This is a genomic window from Croceicoccus sp. Ery15 (assembly GCF_020985305.1).
Taxonomy (GTDB): domain Bacteria; phylum Pseudomonadota; class Alphaproteobacteria; order Sphingomonadales; family Sphingomonadaceae; genus Croceicoccus.
Genome location: NZ_CP087588.1, coordinates 2,607,858 through 2,630,253, shown reverse-complemented (window position 1 = coordinate 2,630,253; position 22,396 = coordinate 2,607,858). Strand labels below are relative to the sequence as shown.

At 64.0% G+C, this 22,396-nt stretch carries 17 protein-coding genes and 2 pseudogenes; 11 read left to right on the top strand and 8 right to left on the bottom strand.

From position 1 onward, the window contains the following. Nucleotides 1-327: 327 nt before the first annotated feature. Both LOZ77_RS12865 and LOZ77_RS12860 read right to left on the bottom strand, forming a co-directional pair. Nucleotides 328-615, bottom strand: a complete 288-nt coding sequence (locus LOZ77_RS12865; protein WP_230279410.1) for an antA/AntB antirepressor family protein — start codon at nucleotides 613-615, stop codon at nucleotides 328-330. A 269-nt stretch (nucleotides 616-884) separates the two neighbouring features. Further along, nucleotides 885-2,456 (bottom strand): recombinase family protein, encoded by a 1,572-nt coding sequence (locus tag LOZ77_RS12860; protein WP_230279409.1) that lies wholly within the window; start codon nucleotides 2,454-2,456, stop codon nucleotides 885-887. A gap of 75 nt (nucleotides 2,457-2,531) precedes the next feature. Between LOZ77_RS12860 and LOZ77_RS12855 the strand changes: the two are divergent. Both LOZ77_RS12855 and LOZ77_RS12850 read left to right on the top strand, forming a co-directional pair. Further along, nucleotides 2,532-3,404, top strand: a pseudogene (locus LOZ77_RS12855) (YifB family Mg chelatase-like AAA ATPase); the annotation flags it as partial. Between the two features lie 183 nt (nucleotides 3,405-3,587). Continuing rightward, nucleotides 3,588-5,087: an arylsulfatase gene (locus LOZ77_RS12850; RefSeq protein WP_230279408.1), complete on the top strand. Its 1,500-nt coding sequence runs from the start codon at nucleotides 3,588-3,590 to the stop codon at nucleotides 5,085-5,087. Nucleotides 5,088-5,168: 81 nt separating this feature from the next. Here the strand turns inward: LOZ77_RS12850 and LOZ77_RS12845 are convergent, their stop codons facing one another. Further along, the gene (locus LOZ77_RS12845) at nucleotides 5,169-6,689 is read right to left on the bottom strand and encodes an HWE histidine kinase domain-containing protein (RefSeq protein ID WP_230279407.1); all 1,521 of its coding nucleotides are present in this window, start codon (nucleotides 6,687-6,689) and stop codon (nucleotides 5,169-5,171) included. A 174-nt stretch (nucleotides 6,690-6,863) separates the two neighbouring features. On the opposite strand from LOZ77_RS12845, the pseudogene LOZ77_RS12840 reads away from it, so the two are divergent. The 4 genes and pseudogenes from LOZ77_RS12840 (at nucleotide 6,864) to LOZ77_RS12825 (ending at nucleotide 11,216) form a co-directional block, all read left to right on the top strand. Further along, nucleotides 6,864-7,858 (top strand): annotated as a pseudogene (locus LOZ77_RS12840) (SPFH domain-containing protein). A 12-nt stretch (nucleotides 7,859-7,870) separates the two neighbouring features. Beyond that, the gene (locus LOZ77_RS12835) at nucleotides 7,871-8,365 is read left to right on the top strand and encodes an NfeD family protein (protein WP_230279406.1); all 495 of its coding nucleotides are present in this window, start codon (nucleotides 7,871-7,873) and stop codon (nucleotides 8,363-8,365) included. A 26-nt stretch (nucleotides 8,366-8,391) separates the two neighbouring features. Further along, nucleotides 8,392-8,808: a peptide-methionine (R)-S-oxide reductase MsrB gene (gene msrB / locus LOZ77_RS12830; protein WP_230279405.1), complete on the top strand. Its 417-nt coding sequence runs from the start codon at nucleotides 8,392-8,394 to the stop codon at nucleotides 8,806-8,808. Nucleotides 8,809-8,942: 134 nt separating this feature from the next. Then, nucleotides 8,943-11,216, top strand: coding sequence for a transglycosylase domain-containing protein (locus LOZ77_RS12825; protein WP_230279404.1), 2,274 nt, complete (start codon nucleotides 8,943-8,945; stop codon nucleotides 11,214-11,216). A 109-nt stretch (nucleotides 11,217-11,325) separates the two neighbouring features. Here LOZ77_RS12825 and LOZ77_RS12820 read toward each other — a convergent pair whose 3' ends face one another. From LOZ77_RS12820 to hflK, 3 genes are all read right to left on the bottom strand, one after another. Further along, entirely contained in the window at nucleotides 11,326-12,852 is a 1,527-nt protein-coding gene (locus LOZ77_RS12820; RefSeq protein ID WP_230279403.1) for a Do family serine endopeptidase, read from the bottom strand. 147 nt (nucleotides 12,853-12,999) lie between these two features. Then, on the bottom strand, nucleotides 13,000-13,848 hold the full coding sequence (gene hflC, locus LOZ77_RS12815) for a protease modulator HflC (protein ID WP_230279402.1): 849 nt from the start codon (nucleotides 13,846-13,848) through the stop codon (nucleotides 13,000-13,002). After that, nucleotides 13,848-15,041, bottom strand: a complete 1,194-nt coding sequence (gene hflK / locus LOZ77_RS12810) for a protease modulator HflK (protein ID WP_230279401.1) — start codon at nucleotides 15,039-15,041, stop codon at nucleotides 13,848-13,850. Before hflK ends, hflC begins: the two co-directional genes overlap by 1 nt. Nucleotides 15,042-15,184: 143 nt before the next feature. On the opposite strand from hflK, the gene LOZ77_RS12805 reads away from it, so the two are divergent. From LOZ77_RS12805 to hemH, 3 genes are read left to right on the top strand one after another with little or no spacing between them, the layout of a single operon-like run. After that, nucleotides 15,185-16,195, top strand: a complete 1,011-nt coding sequence (locus LOZ77_RS12805) for an Mrp/NBP35 family ATP-binding protein (RefSeq protein ID WP_230279400.1) — start codon at nucleotides 15,185-15,187, stop codon at nucleotides 16,193-16,195. Continuing rightward, on the top strand, nucleotides 16,192-18,702 hold the full coding sequence (locus LOZ77_RS12800; protein WP_230279399.1) for a molybdopterin cofactor-binding domain-containing protein: 2,511 nt from the start codon (nucleotides 16,192-16,194) through the stop codon (nucleotides 18,700-18,702). Before LOZ77_RS12805 ends, LOZ77_RS12800 begins: the two co-directional genes overlap by 4 nt. Then, entirely contained in the window at nucleotides 18,699-19,730 is a 1,032-nt protein-coding gene (hemH, locus tag LOZ77_RS12795) for a ferrochelatase (RefSeq protein WP_230279398.1), read from the top strand. Before LOZ77_RS12800 ends, hemH begins: the two co-directional genes overlap by 4 nt. Here hemH and LOZ77_RS12790 read toward each other — a convergent pair. Further along, a complete protein-coding gene (locus LOZ77_RS12790; protein WP_230279397.1) occupies nucleotides 19,727-20,287 on the bottom strand; it encodes a DUF1993 domain-containing protein in 561 nt (186 codons plus the stop codon). The two genes, hemH and LOZ77_RS12790, sit on opposite strands and share 4 nt — an antisense overlap. Nucleotides 20,288-20,295: 8 nt before the next feature. Further along, nucleotides 20,296-20,904, bottom strand: a complete 609-nt coding sequence (locus LOZ77_RS12785; protein WP_230279396.1) for an HNH endonuclease — start codon at nucleotides 20,902-20,904, stop codon at nucleotides 20,296-20,298. Nucleotides 20,905-21,256: 352 nt separating this feature from the next. Between LOZ77_RS12785 and gluQRS the strand changes: the two genes are divergently transcribed. Continuing rightward, entirely contained in the window at nucleotides 21,257-22,138 is an 882-nt protein-coding gene (gene gluQRS, locus LOZ77_RS12780; protein ID WP_230281867.1) for a tRNA glutamyl-Q(34) synthetase GluQRS, read from the top strand. 25 nt (nucleotides 22,139-22,163) lie between these two features. After that, nucleotides 22,164-22,391 (top strand): HIG1 domain-containing protein, encoded by a 228-nt coding sequence (locus tag LOZ77_RS12775; protein WP_230279395.1) that lies wholly within the window; start codon nucleotides 22,164-22,166, stop codon nucleotides 22,389-22,391. The last annotated feature ends 5 nt before the right edge of the window (nucleotides 22,392-22,396 follow it).

Sequence of the window (22,396 nt, the reverse complement as noted above, 5' to 3'; positions counted from 1 at the left end):
TGAATGAGATGGCGGGCAGCTTGCCGCGTCCGGCAGCATACCCGCCGGAGCCTTCGACCTGTCGGGCAGGGAGGCTGGGAATAGAAGGGACCGAACAGCCTAGGAGAACAGCCACGCGGTTCCTTCTATCAAGGATGGGCCCTATTCGACCCGTGGGGGTCTGCGGGGCCCCTGAGGGGGTGTTGGGGTGGGGGAGGAGATGGTGGAGACCCTCAATCCCGTCAGAGCCCCAAAGGGTCTCCTGTGGGTCTCCTATAGTAATACCCTAGGGTATATCTTCCATGCTCTTCCCCCAAAGGTGGGCCCTATTCGGGAAGTGATGCGTTGTCAGTGACTTAGGATGCAGCGCGCAGCCTTCTCCATTTGGATGAAGTAGCGGCGGGTTTTCCGGCCGATGTCGGTGCGCTCGACCATCGCCAGCTCTTTCGCCATGTCGAAGGTCAGGAGGTAGTCCTTGCGACGGTGATGCACCTTCTTCCCGTCTATCTGCACAATCTTGTGCGGATAAAAGTCCTCGCCCTCGATGAATCCATATTCGCGGCAACGGCGTTTGAGCCACTGGTCGAAGCGGTCGCCGATCCCAAGCCACCCGTGCAGGGTCCGAGCGTCAATCATCTGTTCCCCGTCGTGCTCGACAGGGGCGAGGGCTTCCGATGTTTTAGTGCTCTGGCACCAAAAGTTCTCACCCCTCCATTTTTGCACAAGCTCGTGAAAAAATCCTCGCCTTGCTCCGGCAGGCGCTTAACGCCCCTGTCAAATTCAGGGTAACGCCCTCAGGCCCATTCTCCGGCCTCAGGAGAGCCGAAAGGGCGCGGCTGGGTATGGTGATATACCCGACCGTCCCCTCCGCTCTCCTGAGTTGAAATAACGGGGTTTTTCCGGCCTCAGTGTTCAGGCCAAGCATATACGACGGATGCTTCGCCGCCCTGCCGCCACCGGAACGCCAGAACGCCCGTGCGGTAGTCGACCACGACCCGAGCAAAGAGCACTTTCAATGCGGCATTGATGCGGGAATGGTCCGCAAGCGCCTCCTCATCCTCCAGCAACTCTTGCAGCCCTCCGAGCCGACTGGCGATGAGCCCGCCGTCTGCCATTGCGCACCGTTCCTCAGCGGCCCCCAGCTCATCCCGCATTGTTCTGAGCTCCTCCTCCACGCGCCGGATGACACGCGCAGCACTGCCCGACGGGTTCCGGTCGAAGGCTTCCGCCAAGTCCCGTAGGTGCTCCTCCCGTGCCTCTATGGCCCCTGCTAGGTCATTCCTGCGGGCGGTGAGGCCGTGGGTCACATCATCCGCCGGAACGCTTGCAAACAAGTGGCCCCAGCCGCTCAACATTGCCGCTTCGACATCGGCGATGGGCACTGACTTGTAGGCGCACCCTGCTCGGCTCTTGGCTGCTGAGCAAACGAGCTTGGCCTTTCCGCCCTTCGGTCCCTTTCCCTTGAACACTCGGGTCATTGAGGAGCCACAGAGGGGACAGCTAGCCAGCCCTGCGAGGTAGTGGGCAACGGGTCGATTAGCGTGACGACCTTTGGCGTTGCGGGACCTCCCGTCCTTCAATGCGCGCACGGCAAGCCAATCGGCCTCCGAGATGATTGCAGGATAAGCGCCATCAATCGGCTCCTCCATGACCCGTTTCCGCTTACCGTCGATATACTCGATCCGACCCGGCACGAGCCGCCCTAGAACGGCCTCGTTAGAGAGGAGCTTGCAGACTGAGGAGCGGTGCCAACGCTTACCGCGCCCCAGCACGGAAACGCCCTCCTCATTCAAGATTGCAGCGGTTCGATGCTCTCCCACGCCCTCCAGTGCGAGGGAATAGATGCGGCGCACCGTAGCGGCTTTGGCCTCATCGACCGCCCACGCTTCGCCGTCGGCACTGAGCCATGCAGGAGCACGGAGCGTCAGGCGCTTGCTGGGGTCTGCCCGCACCTGTTTCCGTTTCTCGGCCCACGCCTCCGCAACCCTGCGGCCCTTCGTCTTGCTCTCCTCGTGAGCCCGCCAAGAGACCATAATGGAGATGATGAGCGAGGTGGGGTCATTGTCGAGACGGTGGGCATCGTATTCTTGCCCGTCGTTCAAGGTGACGATGGTGACGCCATTGTCGACAATCTCGTTTACGAGCCGCTGCGCACTACGCGGGACCATGCGGCTGATGCGGTCGAAACTCTCGACCAGAAGGAAAGACCCTTCCTCAATCAACCCCCGCTTACAGGCTTCGATAAAGCGGCTTAGCCCGCCGTCCAGCGAGTTACTGCCGCGAAACGCAGACACTCCCTCATCTGTAATGCGCAGCTTATCGTCCAGCACATAGCCGCGGCGCTCAGCCCATTTCGCCGCTGCCTCAAACTGGCGGCGGAAGCTGTCCCCTTTCGCCTGCTCAGGCGTTGACCAGCGTGAATAGCAATAGACCTTCGGCGGGGTCTCTGCGGTGATGATTGATGCGGCTTCCGCCATCGCTCTGCTCCTCAAAAATGTTTCCTAGCCGAGGGTGGGCCCTATTCGGCTTGGGTCCTTGAGGTGCTCTACGGGCTGATGGTCGGGCCGCCGGGCGCGGGCAAATCGCTGATGGCCAGTTGCCTGCCGGGAATCCTGCCCGACCTTACGACCGAGGAAGTGCTGGAAACCTCGATGGTGCAATCGGTGGCAGGTCTGCTGCAGGACGGCCGGATCAGCCGCGCGCGCCCGTTTCGCGCACCACATCATTCGGCCAGCATCGCGGCGCTGACGGGCGGCGGGCTGAAAATCAGGCCCGGAGAGGTAAGCCTTGCCCATCTGGGCGTGCTGTTCCTTGACGAATTGCCCGAATTTCAACGAAATGCACTCGATTCGCTGCGCCAGCCGCTGGAAACTGGCGAAGTCAGCGTGGCGCGGGCCAATGCGCATGTCACCTTTCCCGCGCGCGTGCAGCTGGTTGCGGCGATGAACCCGTGTCGCTGCGGCCATCTGGGCGATCCGGCGCTTGCCTGTTCGCGCGCGCCCAAATGCGCCGCCGATTACCAGAGCCGCGTATCCGGCCCGCTGCTCGACCGTATCGACCTGCATGTCGAGGTGGATCCGGTGTCGGCCCGCGACCTTGCCCTGCCGCCCCCTGCCGAGGGGAGCGAGGAAGTCGCCGCCCGCGTCCGCGCCGCGCGTACGGTGCAGAATGCGCGCCTGAACGGCACCCATATGCGCAATAATGCCGCGCTGGATGGCGAGGCGCTGGACCGGTTTGCCACGCCCGACGATGCGGGGCGCGCGCTGCTGATGGATGCGGCGGAAAAAATGCGGCTGTCGGCGCGCGGCTTTACCCGCCTGCTGCGCGTGGCGCGCACGATTGCCGATCTGGCGGGTGCGGAAACCACCGGCCGCGTCCATGTTGCCGAGGCGCTGAGCTATCGCCGTCAGGCTCCGCGTGCCTGACCGGCGCGCGTAATAATCATTCGCGTGCCAATACGAATCCTGCCGTCTACCGACTGCCCCCGCGCGCTCTAGGGGTAAACGAGGATTATTCGGCCATGGCCATTGGCCCAATCTCCCGCTCGCCGCCGCCGGATTCGGTCAGGTCGCGCAAGAATGCCGCCGCATAAAAAGCAGGAGCATGAAATGGCCAAGCAACCCAATATCCTCATCCTGTGGGGGGACGATATCGGTCAATCCAATATTAGTTTCTTCACCAAGGGCATGATGGGCTATAAAACGCCCAACATCGACTCCATTGCCGAACAGGGCATGGCATTCACCGATTACTACGCCGAACAAAGCTGCACGGCGGGCCGCGCCAGCTTTATCATGGGCCAGAACGGCGTTCGCACCGGCCTGACCAAGGTGGGTATGCCCGGCGCCAAGGAAGGCATGCAAGAAGTCAATCCGACCATTGCCCGCGTGCTCAAATCGGCAGGCTATTCGACTGGCCAGTTCGGCAAGAACCACCTTGGCGACCGCGACGAACACCTGCCCACCATGCATGGTTTCGACGAGTTCTTCGGCAATCTCTATCATTTGAATGCTGAGGAAGAGCCGGAAAACCCCGACTATCCGAAGCCTGAAGACTTCCCCGACTTCAAAAAGAACTATGGCCCGCGCGGCGTGCTGCATTGCCATGCCGACGGCAAGGGCGGCCAGTCGATCGAGGATACCGGCCCGCTGACGAAAAAGCGGATGGAGACCATTGATGACGAGGCCTATGAAAAGGCCAGCGCCTTTATCCGCAAGGCGGTGGAAGCGGATGTGCCCTTCTTCGTCTGGTTCAACACCACCCACATGCATTTCCGCACGCATTGCAAGCCGGAGAGCCGCGGGCAGGCTGGTCGCTGGCAGTCGGAATATCACGATGTGATGATCGATCACGACAAGACCATCGGGCAGATGCTGGCGCTGCTCGACGAACTGGGCGTGACCGACAATACCTTCGTGATGTATTCGACCGACAATGGCCCGCACCGCAACAGCTGGCCGGATGCAGGCACCACGCCGTTCCGTTCGGAAAAGAACACCAGCTGGGAAGGCGCCTATCGCGTGCCTGCCATGGTCAAGTGGCCGGGTCATATCGAGCCGGGCCAGGTGTCGAACGATATCGTCTCGCACCTCGACTGGCTGCCGACTTTTGCCGAAATGGCGGGGATCGATGACGTTACGGGTAAGCTGAAAGCGGGCTGCGAACTCGACGGTCACAAGTATAAGGTTCATCTCGACGGTCACTCAATGGTCGGTCACCTGACCAAGGGTGAAAAATCGCCGCGTCAGGGCTTTATTTACTGGACTGACGAAGGTGATGTGGCGGCTCTGCGCGTCGATAACTGGAAGGCGGTGTTCATGGAACAGCGCTGCACCGGTACGCTGCAGATCTGGTACGAGCCGTTTGTCACTGGACGTATGCCCAAGCTGTTCAACCTTCGTACCGACCCTTACGAGTTCGCGGACATTACTTCGAACACCTATTGGGACTGGTATCTGGACCGCGCCTTTATTCTGGTTCCCATGCAGGGGATCATCGGCAAGTTCCTTGAAACATTGAAGGAATTCCCGCCAAGCCAGAAGGCAGGCAGCTTCAACCTTGAAAAGGTGATGGCAACGATGACCAATGCCGCGACCGGCGGCGCCTGATCGGGCCAACAGTTGAAACAGGAAACGGGCCTCGCCTTGCGGGGCCCGTTTTCGTTTGCGCGCTTCGGGTTGTGCGAAAGGCTATTTGGCCAGATTGGCCATGGGCGCGGACAGGGTCAGGCCAAAGCCGTCCTCGCCAAAGCGCATGTCGACCTTGCCCTCGGGGTCGATGCCGCGTTCGATCAGCCGCGTGCCAAGCCCCTTGGACGCCGGCTCCCTTGCCGGCGGCCCGCCGGTTTCGCACCAGCGCAGGATCAGCCACGGCGCCTCGTCTTCCCCCGCCTCGATACAGGCGTTCAGCTCGACCGTGCCGTCCGGCACCGACAGCGCGCCATATTTCATCGCATTGGTGCCCAGCTCGTGCAGGATCATCGACAGGGTAAGCACGGGGCGCGATCCCATTTCGCAATCATGGCCCAGCATTTTGACCCGCTGGTCGATACCCAGCTTGCTGAACACGCTGCGCGCCAGTTCCTGCAACCGGCCTGAAGAGCGGCTGCGCCTGAGCAGCAGATCATGCGCGGTTGCCAGCGCGGCGACCCGGCGGTTGAATTCGCGCACGGGGCCGGGATCGGGAATATCGCGCAATGTATGGCCCGCCACCGCCTGCACCAGCGCCAGCGTGTTTTTCAGGCGGTGGGCAATCTCTTCGTTCACCGCATGCTGTTCGGTGACATCGGTGACGATCCCGACAAAGGCGGGCGCAGCCCCGTTCTCTGGCGGGACATAGCGGGCGCGCATTTCCACCCAGCGCACCGCACCGTCATTAGCACGGATAATCTCGTATTCCTCGACCACTTGGCGGTCGGGGTCCGCCATGCTGCTTTCCTCGACCCGCTTGTCGGCCGGGATCTTGCGCCGGTCGCCAATGACGCCGCCATGGATCGTGTCGACATTTTCGAAACCGTAGATGCGGCAGAATTCGGGGCTGACCTTGACCATGCGGGTGTCGATATTCAGTTCGAACGCGCCGACATTGCCCGCTTCCTCGGCCAGTTGCAGCCGTTTGCTGGCATTGCGCAGCACTTCGGTCTGCGAACGGTGCTGCTCCACCTCGCGCGCGGCGGCACGCAGCGATTTGCGCAGTTCCAGCTGATCCACCACTTGCCCCGCCAGCGCCTTCAGTATGCGCCTTTGCGTCGGGTCCAGCCCGCCGGGGCGCGGCACGGCATCCAGGACGCACAGCATGCCGATCACCACGCCCGCAGGCGTCACCAGCGGCGCGCCCGCATAGAAGCGCACGCCATCGTCTGCGGTAACGAGCGCGTTGTCCCTGGTCCGCGCATCCGTCGTCAGATCGGGGATCACCAGCAATTCATTGCTGTGCATGCCATGGGCGCAAACCGATTGTTCGATCGGGGTCTGGCAAGCGTCGAGGCCGACGCGCGCCTTGAACCATTGCCGGTCCCGTTCGACCAGGCTGATCAGCGCGGTGGGGGCATTGCAGATAGTCTTGGCGATGAAAACGATCTCGTCGAAGGCCTGCTCGGCCTCGCTGTCGAGAACCTCATACTCCGCCAGTGCGTCGAGCCGTTGTTGCTCGCGCGCCGACGCTGCCTCACCGCTGGCGGCGGGGCTTCGGGTGATATCGCCATAAGCCATTGCTACCCCTTTCTAGCCGTCTTGCGGCCAAAGGGAAACAAGACCTTCGTTACATATTGTGTCGGCCGCCCCTGACCCGCCCCGCTTTGGCTGGAAAAATGCGGGAAACCTGCGCATGATGCATCGCAAGGGCTGCTTTGGGGGCGGTCCGCGAAGAGAGGGGGCGGAAAAATAATGGAAGCGACCATAATCGCGGTGCTGGTGTTCGTGGTGATCCTGCTGTTCACCAGCGTGCGCGTGGTGCGGCAGGGGCATGTCTATACGATTGAAAGGCTGGGCCGTTTTACCAATGCCGCGCGTCCCGGCATGCATCTGATCGTGCCGCTGGTCGACCGCGTCGGGCACAAGATCAACATGATGGAACAGGTGCTCGATATTCCGGGGCAGGAAATCATCACCAAGGACAATGCCATGGTCGGCGTCGACGCGGTGGTGTTCTTTCAGGTGCTGGACGCGGGCAAGGCGGCGTATGAGGTGTCGGGCCTGCATAATGCGATCATGGCGTTGACGACGACGAACCTGCGCACGGTGATGGGTTCGATGGATCTGGACGAAACGCTGTCGCAGCGTGACGACATCAATGCGCGGCTGTTGTCGGTGGTCGATCATGCGACGAGCCCGTGGGGCGTGAAGATCACGCGGGTCGAGATCAAGGACATCCGCCCGCCGGTCGATATTTCCGAGGCCATGGCCCGCCAGATGAAGGCCGAACGTCTGAAGCGTGCCGAAATCCTCGAGGCGGAGGGCGACCGCGCCAGTGCGATCCTGCGCGCCGAGGGGCAAAAGCAATCGCGCATCCTCGAGGCGGAGGGCCGCCGCGAATCCGCCTTTCGCGATGCCGAGGCGCGCGAGAGGCGGCACAGGCCGAGGCAGAGGCAACGCGGGTCGTGTCGGACGCGATTGCGACATCGGGCACGCAGGCGTTGAACTATTTCGTGGCGCAGAAATATGTTGAAGCTGTGGGCGATTTCGCGACCAGCCCCAATGCCAAGACGATCCTGTTCCCTGTCGAGGCGACACAGCTGATCGGCACGCTGGGCGGGATCGGAGAGCTGGTGCGCGATGCCGTGGGCAGCGGGTCGGGGAATGTGCAGGCCGATATGCCGCCGCAAACGCCGCAGCCGCCGCAACGTCCCTATACAGGCAGCGGTGTGCCGCGTTCGGGATAGGATTGCACGGTTATGGGCATTTTCGACGGCATCGATCATCACTGGCTTTGGCTGCTTCTGGGCGTTTTCCTGCTGACGGCGGAAATGCTGGCACCCGGCTATTTCCTGATCTGGCTGGGGTTGGCCGCCTTTGCCACTGCGGTGGTGGTGGGGGTGGCCGATGTTACGGTTGCCATTCAGGTGCTGATCTTTGCGGTGTTTTCGGGAATGTCGGTCGTCGCCGCGCGGCACTGGCTGTCGATGCATCCCATCGAAAGCAGCGACCCGATGATGAACGACCGCGGTGCGCGGCTGGTGGGCGAGGCGGTGGTCGTCACCACGGCGATCAGCGGCGGCAGCGGGCGGGTGAAACACGGCGACAGCGAATGGATCGCACGCGGCCCCGATGCACAGGTCGGCGCGCGGCTGGTGGTAACGGGGCACGACGGGGCAGTGCTGCTTGTCGGCCCTGCCGATGCTTCCCATATCGCGGGCTCACCCACTCAAGTGCCGCCAGCCCTGCCGTAAGGGCGCGGGCGGCGAAAGGATCAACGATGGCTGAAAAGCTTGATCTGCCCGACAGCGAATGGCGCGAAAGGCTGACCCCCGAACAATATCGCGTGCTGCGCGAAGGCGGCACCGAACGGGCATTCGCGGGGGCGCTTTACCACAATGACGACGATGGCATGTACCGTTGTGCCGGATGCCACGCGCCTTTGTTCACGTCGGACACCAAATATGAAAGCGGGTCGGGCTGGCCCAGCTTTTTCCAGCCGGTCAGCGCCGATGCGGTGCGAGAGATTACGGATACCAGCCACGGCATGGTGCGCACCGAAATCCGCTGCGCCAGTTGCGACGGGCATTTGGGCCATGTCTTTCCCGACGGCCCGCGACCCACGGGTTTGCGCTATTGCATGAACAGCGTGGCGCTGGATTTCGAACAGGCGGAAAGCCAGAAAACAGAAGATTGATCGCCCCGCCTGCTTGAACGGGGTTCCCGTATCGGTAACCCTGTTCAGCATGGGTTCTGCCTGCATATCGCATCGCCATGTCTGTTTGGACGGGGCTGCGCGCGATGCGGCACCGATGAGTTGATAGGCGGGTAATGGCCAGAAACGGCAAGCGGCGTTCGTCGAATAGTGCAGGCGGACGGCCGCGTCATTCAGAGAAACCGAAAAAGCGCTGGTGGCTGCGTATTCTGACGGTGCTGGTCGGCATCGGCGTGCTGGCGGTCATCGGTCTGGTGCTGGCGGTGATGGTCACCATGCGCTCGCTGCCAAGCTATTCGACTTTGAAGGCCAGCGAACATGGCCAGATGATCGTCGTGCGGGCGCGCGACGGGCGCGAACTGGTGTCGATCGGCCCCAGCTATGGCGAATGGCTGGATTCGCGAGAAATCCCGCAAGTGATGAAGGATGCGATGGTCGCGGTGGAGGACCGCCGTTTCTATTCGCATTACGGTGTCGATCCCATCGGCGTCGCCCGTTCGCTGATGGTGCGCGTGGAAAAGGGCGTCTGGAGGCAAGGCGGATCGACGATCACGCAGCAGCTGGCGCGCAATATCTTCCTCAACAACAACAAGACATTCGACCGCAAGGCGCGCGAGGCGATACTTGCACTCGCGCTGGAACGGAAATTCTCGAAGGACCAGATCCTCGAGCTTTATCTGAACAAGGTCTATTTCGGCGGCGGTGCCTATGGCATCGATTCGGCCAGCCGTCTGTTCTTCAGCCATCCGGCCACCCAGCTCGAACCGGCAGAGGCAGCGATCATTGCGGGTCTGGTCAAGGCGCCGTCGCGCTATTCCCCTACGGCCGATGCTGATGCAGCCGTAGCGCGTGCGGCCATCGTGCTGCGGCTGATGCAGCAGGAAGGCTATATCAGCGGGGCCGAAGCGGACCGTATCGACGTCAGCACGGTGAAGCTGAAAGAGGATCACGGCCAGAACTCGGTCCGCTATTTCACCGATTGGGTGCTGCCGCAGCTCGATTTTCTGGTGCCCGACAGTTTCGAACCGATCGAGGTGTGGACCACGCTGGATGTCGGCATGCAGCGCGCGGCGACCACGGCGGTGAAATCCAACGCTCCCGGCGGGGCGCAGGGCGCGCTGGTCAGCCTTGACCGCGACGGCGCAGTGCTGGCGCTGGTAGGCGGCACCGATTACGTCGAAAGCAATTACAACCGCGCCACGCAGGCCCAGCGCCAGCCGGGTTCCTCGTGGAAGCTGTTCGTTTATCTTGCTGCGCTGGAGGCGGGCTATACCCCCGATACGCCCGTCTATGACCGGCAGATCACCATCGACGGCTGGACCCCGCGCAATTCGGGCGGAACCTATGCAGGCAAGATCGACGTGCGCGCGGCCTTTGCCTATTCCAAGAATACGGTGGCGGCACAGCTGGGCCAGTCGGTCGGTTTCGGCACGGTGGCCAGCATGGCGCGCCGTTTCGGCATCACCAGCCCGATCAGCACCTATCCGTCGATGGTGCTGGGCGCATCGGAGGTTCGCCTGATCGAGCTGACCGGTGCCTTCGCCGCCGTTCAGGCCGAAGGGCGTTCGGTCGAACCCTATGGCATTACGCGCGTCACCACGGCGGACGGCGATCTGCTGTATGAACGCAAGCGCGGGCGGCAGGACCAGCTGGTCGCGCCCTATGTGGCCGCGCAAATGACCGATCTGCTGCAAACGGCGGTGAACACCGGCACGGGCCGCGCGGCGCAGATCGGGCGGCCTGCAGCGGGCAAGACCGGCACGACCAGTTCCAACAAGGACGGCTGGTTCATGGGCTTTTCCAGCGGCATCACCACCGGCGTGTGGATGGGCAAGGACGATAATTCGCGCGTGGCCGGATTGCAGGGCGGCACCGCGCCCGCGCGGGCATGGGCGGCCTATATGCGGGTTGCCACGGCCAAGCGCCCGGTCGAGGAATTCACGACCGAGCTGACCATGCCCGAATGGCAGCTGGAGCCCGATGACGAGGCATGGTTCGGCGGCGAGGGCGGCGATTACTATTTCTTCGACGAGGAGGGGAATCCCATCGACCCCTATGGCCGCGATTACCGCGCGCCGCCCGACGACGGTTCGCGCCCCGGCGATGCGGCGGGTTACGGGCCCGACGGCTACCGCGACGGCTATTACGACAATGGCTATCCCGAAGGCTACGGCAATACCCCGCCATCAGAGCGGCAGCCTGAACAGCCGCGCGGGATCGATCAGGACTTCCTCGACCGCGCGACGGGCAGGCAGGAACAGAACTTGCGCCGCGATGCGCCGCCGGGGACCGGAACGGGCCAGCAACAGGTGCAGCAGCAGCAAGTGATCACCCCGACGCGGCAGGCGCAGCCCAAAATGGTCGAAATCCGCCCCGCACAGACGAACTAGGTCCGCCGGACCTCTAAGCCGCTCCCAATGCAAAAGGGCCGCCCCGTTGCCGGAGCGGCCCCTTTTTATGGCTGGCTTTTAACTGGCCCGTCTGGCCGCGGCGCGGTGATCAACCCCGCGACAGCCGGATCGGCAGGTATACCGCAGGCTGGCCGCGCCGCTGCACGCGCAGCAGCACCGCATCGCGGCTGTCCTTTTCGGCGGCGCGCACGGCAGCTTCCAGCTGGGCCACGGTGCTGACGTCCTGATAATTCGCCGACAGGATGATATCGCCGCGACGCAGCCCCTTTTGCGCGGCGTCTGAACTACCGTTGACGGCGGCGATCACCATGCCTTGCAGATCGGCGCTGACGCCCAGCTGGCGGCGGATCTCGGCCGTCAGCGGGATGGCCGACACGCCCAGCTTTTCGGCGATATATTCCTGCTCGCCGCCAGTGCCGGGATTGCCGAAGCCTTCGTCGTCGTCCTCGCTCTGGTTGCTGAAGCTGTTGGCCAGCTCTTCCTGGCTGGGGCGCAGGCCGACCGTTGCGGTCAGGTTCATGCGCCTGCCATTGCGCAGCACCTCGATCGGGACGCGCGTGCCGGGTTCGATATTGGCGACCGTATAGCTCAGCGTCTGGTCGGGCGTGATATCCTTGCCCGCGACCTTCAGCACGACGTCGCCGGGCTTCAGCCCCGCCTGATCCGCTGCGCCGCCGGGTACGACCGACTGCACGAATTCGCCGCGATTCTTCTGCAAGCCCAGCGAGGATGCCAGATCGTCGGTGACGGGATTGATCTGGATGCCCAGATAGCCACGCTCGATCGTCTGGCCCGCGATCAGCTTTTTCACGATGGGGGCGGCGGTGTCGGCGGGAATGGCAAAGCCGATGCCCACGCTGCCGCCGGTGGGCGAGAAGATGGCATTGTTGATGCCGATCACATTGCCCTGCATGTCGAACATCGGGCCGCCCGAATTGCCGCGATTGATCGCGGCGTCGGTCTGCAGATAGCGGTCATAGATGCCGCCCGAATTGGTGTTGCGGAACACGGCGGAAATGATCCCGCTGGTGACCGTGCCGCCCAGGCCGAACGGATTGCCGATGGCGATGATCCAGTCGCCCACGCGCGCATCGCTCGACGATCCGAATTCGACGAAGGGGAAATCCCTGTCACCACTGATCTTCAGCACGGCGAGGTCGGATTCGGGATCCTTGCCGATCAGTTCGGCATCGTATTCCGCGCCGTCGGGCATGGTGACGGTGATCGATTCCAGCTCGCCATTGCCCTGCACCGAAATCACGTGGTTGTTGGTGACCACATAGCCATCGGCGCTGATGATAAAGCCCGAGCCGAGCGACTGCGCCTCGCGCGTCTGGTTCTGGCCCTGACCGCCGAACAGCCCCTCGAACGGGGTGCCCGCGAACGGATTATTGGCAACCTGCACACGCTGGCGGGTGGAGATATTGACGACCGCAGGCTGCAATTGCGCGGTCAGATCGGCAAAGCTGGCGGGCGCGCCCGAACGGGGCACCACGCGGTTGATCGACGCATCGTCGTTCTGGGCGACTTGCGCACCGGCGGGAAATCCGGTGGCGAAGGACAGGGCTGCGCCGCCAGCAAGCAGCGCGGCAGTGACCGAATAGGCGTAACGCACGATTTTGGTCCTCTTGAAATCTGGATTCATGAATTCGTGTGGCGGTTTTTCGATATATGGGTGCGAACCCGTAATTTTCCATTCACGCCACGCGCCCTGAACGCCGATTGAATAGACGCGCTCTTATGCCAAATCCCGGGTGCCGGATTAACGGCGGCCCCGGAACTGGCGCAGATATTCGTTGTCCGGCGACATGATGATAGAGCTTTCGCTGCCCACGCTGTCATCGGCGAATACGGCGTCATAACTCTGCATGGCGCGATAGAAATCGTAGAATTCGGGGTCCTGGTTGAACGCATCGGCATAAGTCTTGGCCGCTTCGGCCTGCGCCTCGCCGCGGATGATCTGCGCACGTTTCGCGCCCTGTGCCCGAATGGTCAGCGATTCCTGTTCGCGGGCGGTTTCCATGCGGGTAAAGGCGGTTTCCAGCGGCCCTTCGGGCAAGTCGGCGCGCTTGATGCGCACATCGATGACCTGTGCGCCATATTCGCGCGCTTCCTTGTCCAGACCCTGCCGGATCTCGTCCATGGCGGCGCTGCGTTCGGCAGTGATCAGCGCCTGAAAGCTGCGCGTGCCCAGCCTTTGCCGCAGGACCGAATTCAGGATCGGCTGCAAGGCTTCGGCCACGCGGTCGGTGCTGCCGGCAGTTTCGACCATCAGAACCGGATCGATGATGCGGAACCGCGCATAGGCGTCGACTTCCAGCCTGCGCTGGTCGCGGCTGAGCACTTCCTGCCGCTGCATGTCGACATCCATCACCTGTTTCGACACCCAGACGACGCGTTCGAAAATCGGCAGGCGATAGACGATGCCCGCGCCCGTGCTGCCGAAATCGGTGTTGGGGCGGAACCGGTTGGCCACGCGCACCGGCTCACCCGTGCGGATGATCACGGCCTGCATGGTTTCGGGCACCACGATAAAGGAGGACAAGGCCACCGCCAGTGCGATGGCGCCGCCGATGATCGCCAGTTTCCAGCGTTCCCAGATCGCGTCCATCAGTTCGACTCCTGCGTGGTCCGGGGCGCCTGCGCAGTCGCCGCGCGGCTGCCGCGCCGCGCTTCGGGCAGCGGCAGATAGGGGACGACGCCATCGGCTTCGACTACGGTCTTGTCAGTCTCGCGCAAGACGCGCTCCATCGTTTCGTAATACATGCGGCGGCGGGTCACTTCGGGGGCCAGACGATATTGCTGGTACACCTCGTTGAACTCCTGCGCCTCACCCTCGGCGCGGGCGGTGACCTGTTCGGCCCATGCGCGCGCGCGGTTGATGTCGGCCTCGGCCTCTTGCTGGGCGGACAGCACCTTGCGGAAACTGTCGATCACCTGACCCGGCGGATCGGCCTTTTTGATTTCGACACCCTGGATATTGATGCCCGCGCGATAGGCGTCGAGCAGCGCCTGCATATTGACGGCGACGCTGCGCTCGATCTCTGCGCGGCCCGAACCCGACAGGGCCTGATCCAGCGTCACCTCTGCCACCGAAGCGCGCATCGCGGCCTCGGCCACTTCCTTCACCGTCTCGTCCGGTTCGGCCAGCTGGAATTTATAGAGCTTCAGATCCTTGATGTTCCAGCGGATCAGATAGGACAGGTCGACAAGGTTCTGGTCGCCCGTCAGCATCAGCTTCTCACCCTCTCCCTCGGGAATGGTGTCGCGCCGGATGGATGTGACATCCTCTACATCAACCTGCTGGACCGGCCATGGCAGGGTAAAGGACACACCCGGGCTGAGCGTTTTTTCATATTTGCCAAATGTGGTGACGATCCCCTGTTCCTTGGGGTCGATCATGTGGAAACTCGTGATAAGGAGCCACAGCGCCGCTACGGCTACAACGACCAGCGGCACCCAGCTTTTCCCGCCCGGTGCCTGCGGCATTCGCGGGAAATTGCCGCCTCCGCCACCGCTTGGGCCGCCGCCGCGCTGGCCGCGGCGTCCGAACAGATCCTCGATATTCGCGGCGCGGCGCGGGCCGCCCGCGGCACCGGCACCCCCTTCGGGCAGCCACGGATTCTTTGGCTTTGACGCAGGCTTTGCAGGCGGTGTGCCATCGTCGTCCGATGTAGGCGTGTCGCCCCCATTGGAATTGTCGCCCGAAGGCGGTTCGTCGCCGCCGCCGCCGGCCGATCCCCAGGGATTGCGACCAACCATGCCCAATATTGCGTCCTTCAAGGACCCGCCCATCTCTTTCATGCCTATCCTTATAGGTATGCGGGGCGATAAAAACAGGGGCCGCGTTTCAAAAAGCGTATCGCGGGCCGCCTGCGACAAAAGCGATGGGCGAAATCGATTTTGTGCCATTGGATTTTTCGCATCAAGCTGCCAGTGCAGGGCGCATGTCCGATCAAGCAAACGACCCTGTCCCGAACCCTGTCGCCGCGCTACAGTCCCGCCTTGCCCCGATTGCCGGCGACCGGCTGGCGGGCGCGCGCGTCGGCGCGACGGGGGCGGTGACGCTTGTGCTGGAAACGGGCGGTATGGACGTGGCGGCGCGCGATGCGCTGGAACGCGACGTGCGCGCGGCGCTGGCGGATATGGATCTGGGCGAGATTCGCGTGGCCCATATGGCCGAACGCAGCGATGCGGCCCCTGCCGCCGCGCCGAAGGGCCCGCGCCTGATCGCGGTCGGGTCGGGCAAGGGCGGGGTGGGCAAATCCACCCTGTCGGCCAATCTGGCGGTGGCGCTGGCGCGCAAGGGGCGCAAGGTCGGGCTGGTCGATGCCGATATCTATGGCCCGTCGCAGCCGCGACTGTTGGCGGCAGAAGATCTGAAGCCGACCGCGCGCGACAAGCAGTTGATCCCCGTGCAAAGTCGATGGGGCGTCTCCATGTTGTCGATGGGCCAGCTGGTCGAAGCGGGCAAGGCCATCGCATGGCGCGGGCCGATGGCGGCGGGCGCGCTGACCCAGCTGCTGGAAGCGGATTGGGGCACTATCGACGATCTGGTGATCGATCTGCCGCCCGGCACTGGCGACGTGCAGCTGACGATGATCCAGAAGTTCAAGCCCGCGGGCGCGGTGATCGTGTCCACGCCGCAGGATCTGGCGCTGATCGATGCCACGCGCGCGATCGCCTTTTTCGAAAAGGCCGATGTGCCCGTCATGGGGGTGGTGGAGAATATGGCAGGCTATGTCTGCCCCCATTGCGGAGAAGCGAGCGACCCGTTCGGCACCGGCGGGGCAGAGGCAGAGGCAAAGCGGCTGGGCTATCCGTTTCTGGGCCGCATCCCGCTTTCGATCGACATCCGCACCGCCAGCGACGCAGGCACGCCGCCTGCCGCCGGGGAAGGGCCGATTGCCGATGCCTTTGCCGCATTGGCGGATAGTTTGCTAAAGGGTGTGCGATGACCGGAACGGCGGGACCGCGCGCAAAAATCGGCCCGCATCTTACGCGGCGCAACCTGCTGATCGGCGCGGCGGCGGGCGGCGGGCTGATCGCGATCTGGGCGATGATGCCGCGCGATTATCCGGCCCCCCTGCCTGCCGCCGATGGCGAGCAGGCATTCAACGCATGGCTGAAAGTGGGCCGCGACGGCGTGGTCACCGTGGCCGTGCCGCAGCTGGAAATGGGGCAGGGCGTCACCACGCTGCTGCCGCGCATCGCCGCGCAGGAACTGGGCGCGGACTGGCGGCAGGTGGCGGTGGAGCCTGCCGCGATCAGCGCCGCCTATGCCGATCCGGTGCTGGCGGCGCGCTGGTCGGCCCTGTGGTCGGACAATATTCTGGGCACTGCGGACGATCCGGACGATTATCTGGTCCGCCGCCATGCCGAAACCGAACGGCTGATGGCCACGGCCGAAGGGACCGGCATCGCGGCCTATGAACAGGAACTGCGCGAGGCCGCCGCCGCCGTGCGCGCGGTGCTGGCGATGGCCGCCGCCAACCGCTGGGACGTGAATTACGAGGAATGCACGGCCGAGGCGGGCTTTATCCGTCACGGTGAGAAAAGCCTTCGCTTTGGCGAGCTGGTGGACGAAGCGGCACAATTGTCGCCCCCCGATCCCGCGCCCTTGCTGCCCGATCCCGCCACTGCGACGCTGCCCGAAATGACGGGCAATGCCAGCCTTGGCGATGCAGGCTATTTCGGCAGGCTGGACGGCCCGTCGAAAGTCGACGGAAGCTATCCTTTCGCGGGCGATATCCGCCTGCCCGACATGGTGTTCGCCGCCATCGCGCATGGCCCGCTGGCCGACAGCAGGCTCGACAGTTTTGATGCCGATGCGGGGCGGCGGGTCATCGGCTATCTGGGACGGGTCGAGGGGGAGGGCTGGTTCGCCTGTGTCGGGGCCAGCCAATGGGCCGCGGAAAAAGCGCTGAAGGCGATGAAGCCGCGTTTCCGCCCGGGCCGCGACCTGCCCGACGATACGCGCATCGCCGGCGCGCTGGACCAGGCGCTGGCCGAAGGCGATCCGCAAGTGCTGTTCCAGCAGGCCGACCCCGCCGCCGCGCTGCAATCTATGGGCGTGACCGAGGCGGAATACAGTTTTGCCCCGCAGATCCACGGCACCATCGAAACCGCCAGCGCCACGGCCCGTTTACTCGACGGGCGGCTGTCGCTGTGGATGGCGACGCAGGCCCCCGGCGCCGCCCGCCGTGCCGCGGCCGAGGCTTTGGGTATCAAGGAAGCCGATGTCGTGCTGCTGCCCGTGGGCGCGGGCGGCAGTTTCGATGCGCGGCTGGACATCGCCATCGCGCGCGAGGTTGCGGCCATTGCCTATGCGATCGGCAGGCCGGTGCAACTGACCTATTCGCGCTGGCAGGAGCATTTGCGCGCCCTGCCCCTGCCGCCCGCGCGAATCGGCTGCCGCGCGCTGGTCGGCCAGCAAGGCACGATCCGCGCCTGGCACAGCCGCATCGCCGCGCCCCCCGCAGCGCGCGAGATGCACGAAAGGCTGGATAACGGCCTGCGCGCAGAGGCGGCGATGGAAACGGCGGCAGGCGGCACCGATCCCGCCAATCTGATGGGCCATCGCCCGCCCTATGCCATTCCCGAATTGCTGGTCGATTGCGTTTCCGCCGATGTCGGCATCCCGTCGGGTCGGCTGCGCGGCAATGGCGAGATCAGGCCCTGTTTCGCCAGCGAGTGCTTTGTCGATGAAATCGCCCGCGCCAATGGCGAGGAGCCCCTGTCGTTCCGCATTTCGATGCTGGGCAACAACCCGCGCCTGTTCGCCTGTTTGCAAGGGGTGGCGCAGATCGCAGGCTGGGACGGCGGCAATGACGGCAGCAGCGAGGGGCTGGCATGCTGGCAGATGGACGATCCGGCCGGGCGGCCCGATGGCGGCGGTTTCATCGCGGTGATCGCCAATGCGCGTCTGGGGTCGAGCGAGACGGGAGGCGGCGTCGAAGTGTCGGGCCTGTCGGCCTATGTCGATATCGGGCGCATCGTGGATTACGATCTGGCGCTGCAACAGATTGAAGGCGGCCTGCTGTACGGCATGTCGCTGGCACTGGGCATGGCGGTCGGGTTCGACAATGGCCTGCCGCGCGAGCGCACGCTGGCCGCGCTGAACCTGCCGGGGCTGGGGCGGATGCCCGAAATCAGCGTGGGTTTTGCCGAAAACAATGCGCCGCCGTTCGATCCGGGCGAGATCGGCGTGGTCGCCGCCGCGCCCGCCATCGCCAATGCGCTGCGCGCCGCGACGGGCAGCCGTTACCGCACCATGCCGATCCGCATTGCCGAAGTTTCGGTGCCCCCATCCGGTTCCGGCGCATCCGACCCTGCCGCATCCGATCCTGCCACCCAGTCCGAAGGTGGCATCGCCGAACCGGCTGCCGAGGACGTCACCCCCGATGCCGCCGCGCCCGATTATGACGGGCCGGTGGAACTTCCCGACGGAAGCATAGCGCGATGAGCAATCTCACCCCCCTTTCGCGTCCCGCCGACCATCCCGCCGCGCCGGTGGGACGGGTGGCGGTGCTGCTGGTCAATCTGGGCACGCCCGACGCTGCGGAAAAGGGCGCGGTAAAGCGCTATCTGGCCGAATTCCTGTCCGACCGGCGCGTGGTCGAAATTCCGCCCATCGCATGGCAGCCGATCCTGCGCGGCATCATCCTTAATACGCGGCCCGCGAAATCCGCCCATGCGTATCGGCAGGTCTGGACTGATGATGGCTCGCCCCTGGCGGCGATCACGCGGCGGCAGGCAGAGGCGTTGCAGCAACGGATGGGCGATGCAATCAGGATCGACTGGGCCATGCGCTATGGCAAGCCCGCGATCGCCGACAAGGTTCAGGCGTTGAAAGACGCTGGCTTCGACCGCATCATGTTCGCACCGCTCTATCCGCAATATTCGGCGGCGACGACCGCGACGGCGGTGGATCATCTGGGCCGCGCACTGGCCGGCATGCGCTGGCAGCCTGCGATCCGCACCCTGCCTCCCTATCACGATGATCCGGCCTATATCGCGGCGCTGCATGCCGATATCGCGCGGCAGGTCGCGGCGTTGGGCTGGATGCCCGAAGTATTGTTGCTATCCTATCACGGCATGCCCGAACGGACATTGCATCTGGGCGATCCCTATCACTGCCAATGCCGCAAGACCGCGCGCCTGCTGGCCGAAGCCGTGGCGCGAACCCATCCGGACCTGCGCATCGAAGTCAGCTTCCAGTCCCGCTTTGGCCGCGCCAAATGGCTGGAACCGGCGACCGATCAGGTGCTGGAGGCCGAAGCGAAGGCAGGCACCAGACGCCTTGCCGTCGCGGCCCCCGGATTTTCCGCCGACTGCCTCGAAACGCTGGAAGAGCTTGCCATGCAGGGGCGCGACCAGTTTACCGGCGCGGGGGGAGAGCAATTCGCCGCCTTGGCCTGCCTGAACGACGGGGCGGCAGGGATGGACATGCTGGAGGCACTGGTCCGCCGCGAGTTGAAAGGCTGGATCTAGCCTGCGGGCGCACCCTGCCGGATGAAGGGCAGCATATGGGCGCAATAATCCGCCTTGCCCAGATCGATGCCTTGCTGACGCAGGATCGCATAGGCGGCCATGACATGGAAATAGAACTGCGGCAGCGCCCAGTCGCGCGCATATTGCTGCGCACTCAGGTCCATGCTCATGCCATTGGGCAATTCATGCGCCAGCGCGGCGTCGGCATCCATATCCAGCGCATCGCCGCCCAGCGCCTGCACCTGCGCCAGCGTTTCGGCGATCACGCGCTGCCCTTCGGCAATCGTGCCGGGATGGTCGCCCGCCTCGCGCCCCTCTGCCACCAGCGCGCCGGCCACTTCGGGCAATGGCTTGCCCTGCAGGCGATAGATGGCTTCCAGCACCTGCACACAGGCAAAGCGGATCTGCGTCGACAGCGGATACATGTCCTGCGCCAGCCGCGCCGCCATCAGCGCATCGGCATCGCTGCTGGCCTGTGCCTTATCCAGCCACGCCGACAGCGCGGTCAGCATATTGCGATAGGTAGGCACCAGAAGTGCAGTGAAAGCCGTGTTCATCCGCTCCGTCATTCTTCCAGCTCGATATCCCAATAGAGCCAGTCGCGCCATGTCTCGTGCAGATAGTTGGGCGGGAATCCGCGGCCCTTTTCCTGCAATTGCCAGCTGGTGGGGCGGATCGGATCGACATGCAGATGCATATGCGCCTGTTTGGGCGTTCGCCCGCCCTTTTTCATATTGCAGGGCGCGCAGGCGGTGACGATGTTTTCCCAGCTGGTCTTGCCGCCCAGACGGCGCGGGACCACGTGGTCGAACGTCAGATGCTTTGGGCTGCCGCAATACTGGCAGCAGAACCGGTCGCGCAGGAACAGGTTGAAACGGGTAAAGGCCGGAAATTCCGACGGTTTCACGAAATCCTTCAGCGCGATCACGCTGGGAATCTTCATGTCGAGCGAGGGCGAGTGCACCTCTCTGTCATAGCTGGCGACGATATCGACACGGTCGAGGAACACCGCCTTGATCGCGGTCTGCCATGGCCACAGGCTGAGCGGGTAATAGGATAAAGGCGTGTAATCGGCGTTGAGGACAAGGGCCGGACAACTCGCCAGCTTGCGGACGGGATCGTCATCCGCGCTGGAGAGCCTGGCTTTCCGTTCGATCAACTCAGCCCGAAACATATCCTTTGCCGCGCCTCCTTTTGAGCGAAGGGCCTTTGGACGGCCCTTCCACGGTGCGCATCGGCGGTTTGCGGCCAGACGGCAGCATTGGCACCCGCGCCGGTTACGGGCGCTGGGTGGCAGGGTTGTGTGACCGCTTGATGTCGCATGGTGGTTATGATTGCTGCCCTGACCGACTTGCGCGGTCAAGATGGCGCGATGGGCGCTTTCCACAGTCTGTTCACCGTCTATGCCCAACCGGTCCCCAGGCCATGCCCATGCTATCCCCATTGTTTTCCGCATGGTTATGGACAGGCGCCCACTGCCAATGCACGATTGCGCCATGCCTTCGTGCGGGGCAGAGATGTGGGCGATGATCACCACCCGCTTTGCCCCCAGCCCCAACGGGCCGCTGCATCTGGGCCATGCCTATGCCGCCATTGTCGCGCATGACCGGGCGAAACGGAATGCAGCGCCGCAAGCGGGCCGCTTCCTGCTGCGGATCGAGGATATCGACGGCGCGCGCAGCCGCGCGGAATTCGCGCAATCCGCGCTGGACGATCTGCGCTGGCTGGGGCTGGACTGGGACGGAGAGGCGATACGGCAATCGTCGCGCATTGCGGACCATCGCGCCGCGCTGGACCGGCTGGGACGCGAGGGGCTGGTCTATCCGTGCCGCTGCACCCGCGCCGAAATCGCTGCCGCCGCCACGTATCACGGGCCGGACGGGCCGGTTTACCCCGGAACATGCAGGCCCCGCGCGGGCAACGGCGCGAATCCTGCGCCCGACGGGCCGGTCGCGTGGCGGCTGGACATGGAAGAGGCCTTGCGCAGGACCGGACCGCTGACATGGACCGACGAGATCGCGGGCGACATCGCCGCCACGCCCGAAATATTCGGCGATGTCGTGCTGGGTCGCAAGGATGCGCCGGGCAGCTATCACCTTGCCGTCACGCTGGACGATGCGGCGGACGGGATCACCCATGTCACGCGCGGGATGGACCTGTTCGCTTCCACCCATGTCCACCGCCTGTTGCAAGCCTTGCTGCGATTGCCGGTGCCGGTGTGGCATCACCATGCCCTGCTGCTGGAGGCCGGCGGACAGAAGCTGGCCAAAAGACGCGGCTCGCCATCGCTGGCACAGCGGCGGCTGGCGGGAGAGGACGGGCAGGCGCTGGCCGCGCGGCTGCGCAGCGGCGATTTTCCGGACGGGCTGACCGCCGGATGGGGCGGTTACGGAATCGCTGGAATTTAACCGCCGCAATCCCTATCTGGACGGCATGAACATCATCCTCATCATCGCCATTATCATTCTGGTCGTCATGGTCGTTGTCTCTTTGGTGCGCGGAATCGTCGCATTCATGCAAACGACGAAACTCGATCTGGAAGGCGGCGAGGAACGGGTGAAGGAAATGCAGCTTCGCCAGAACAAGGCGATGTTCGCGCGCATCAAATATCAGGCCGCGGCGATTGCCGTGGTGGCACTGCTGCTGCTGATCGCGCGCTAGTTCGC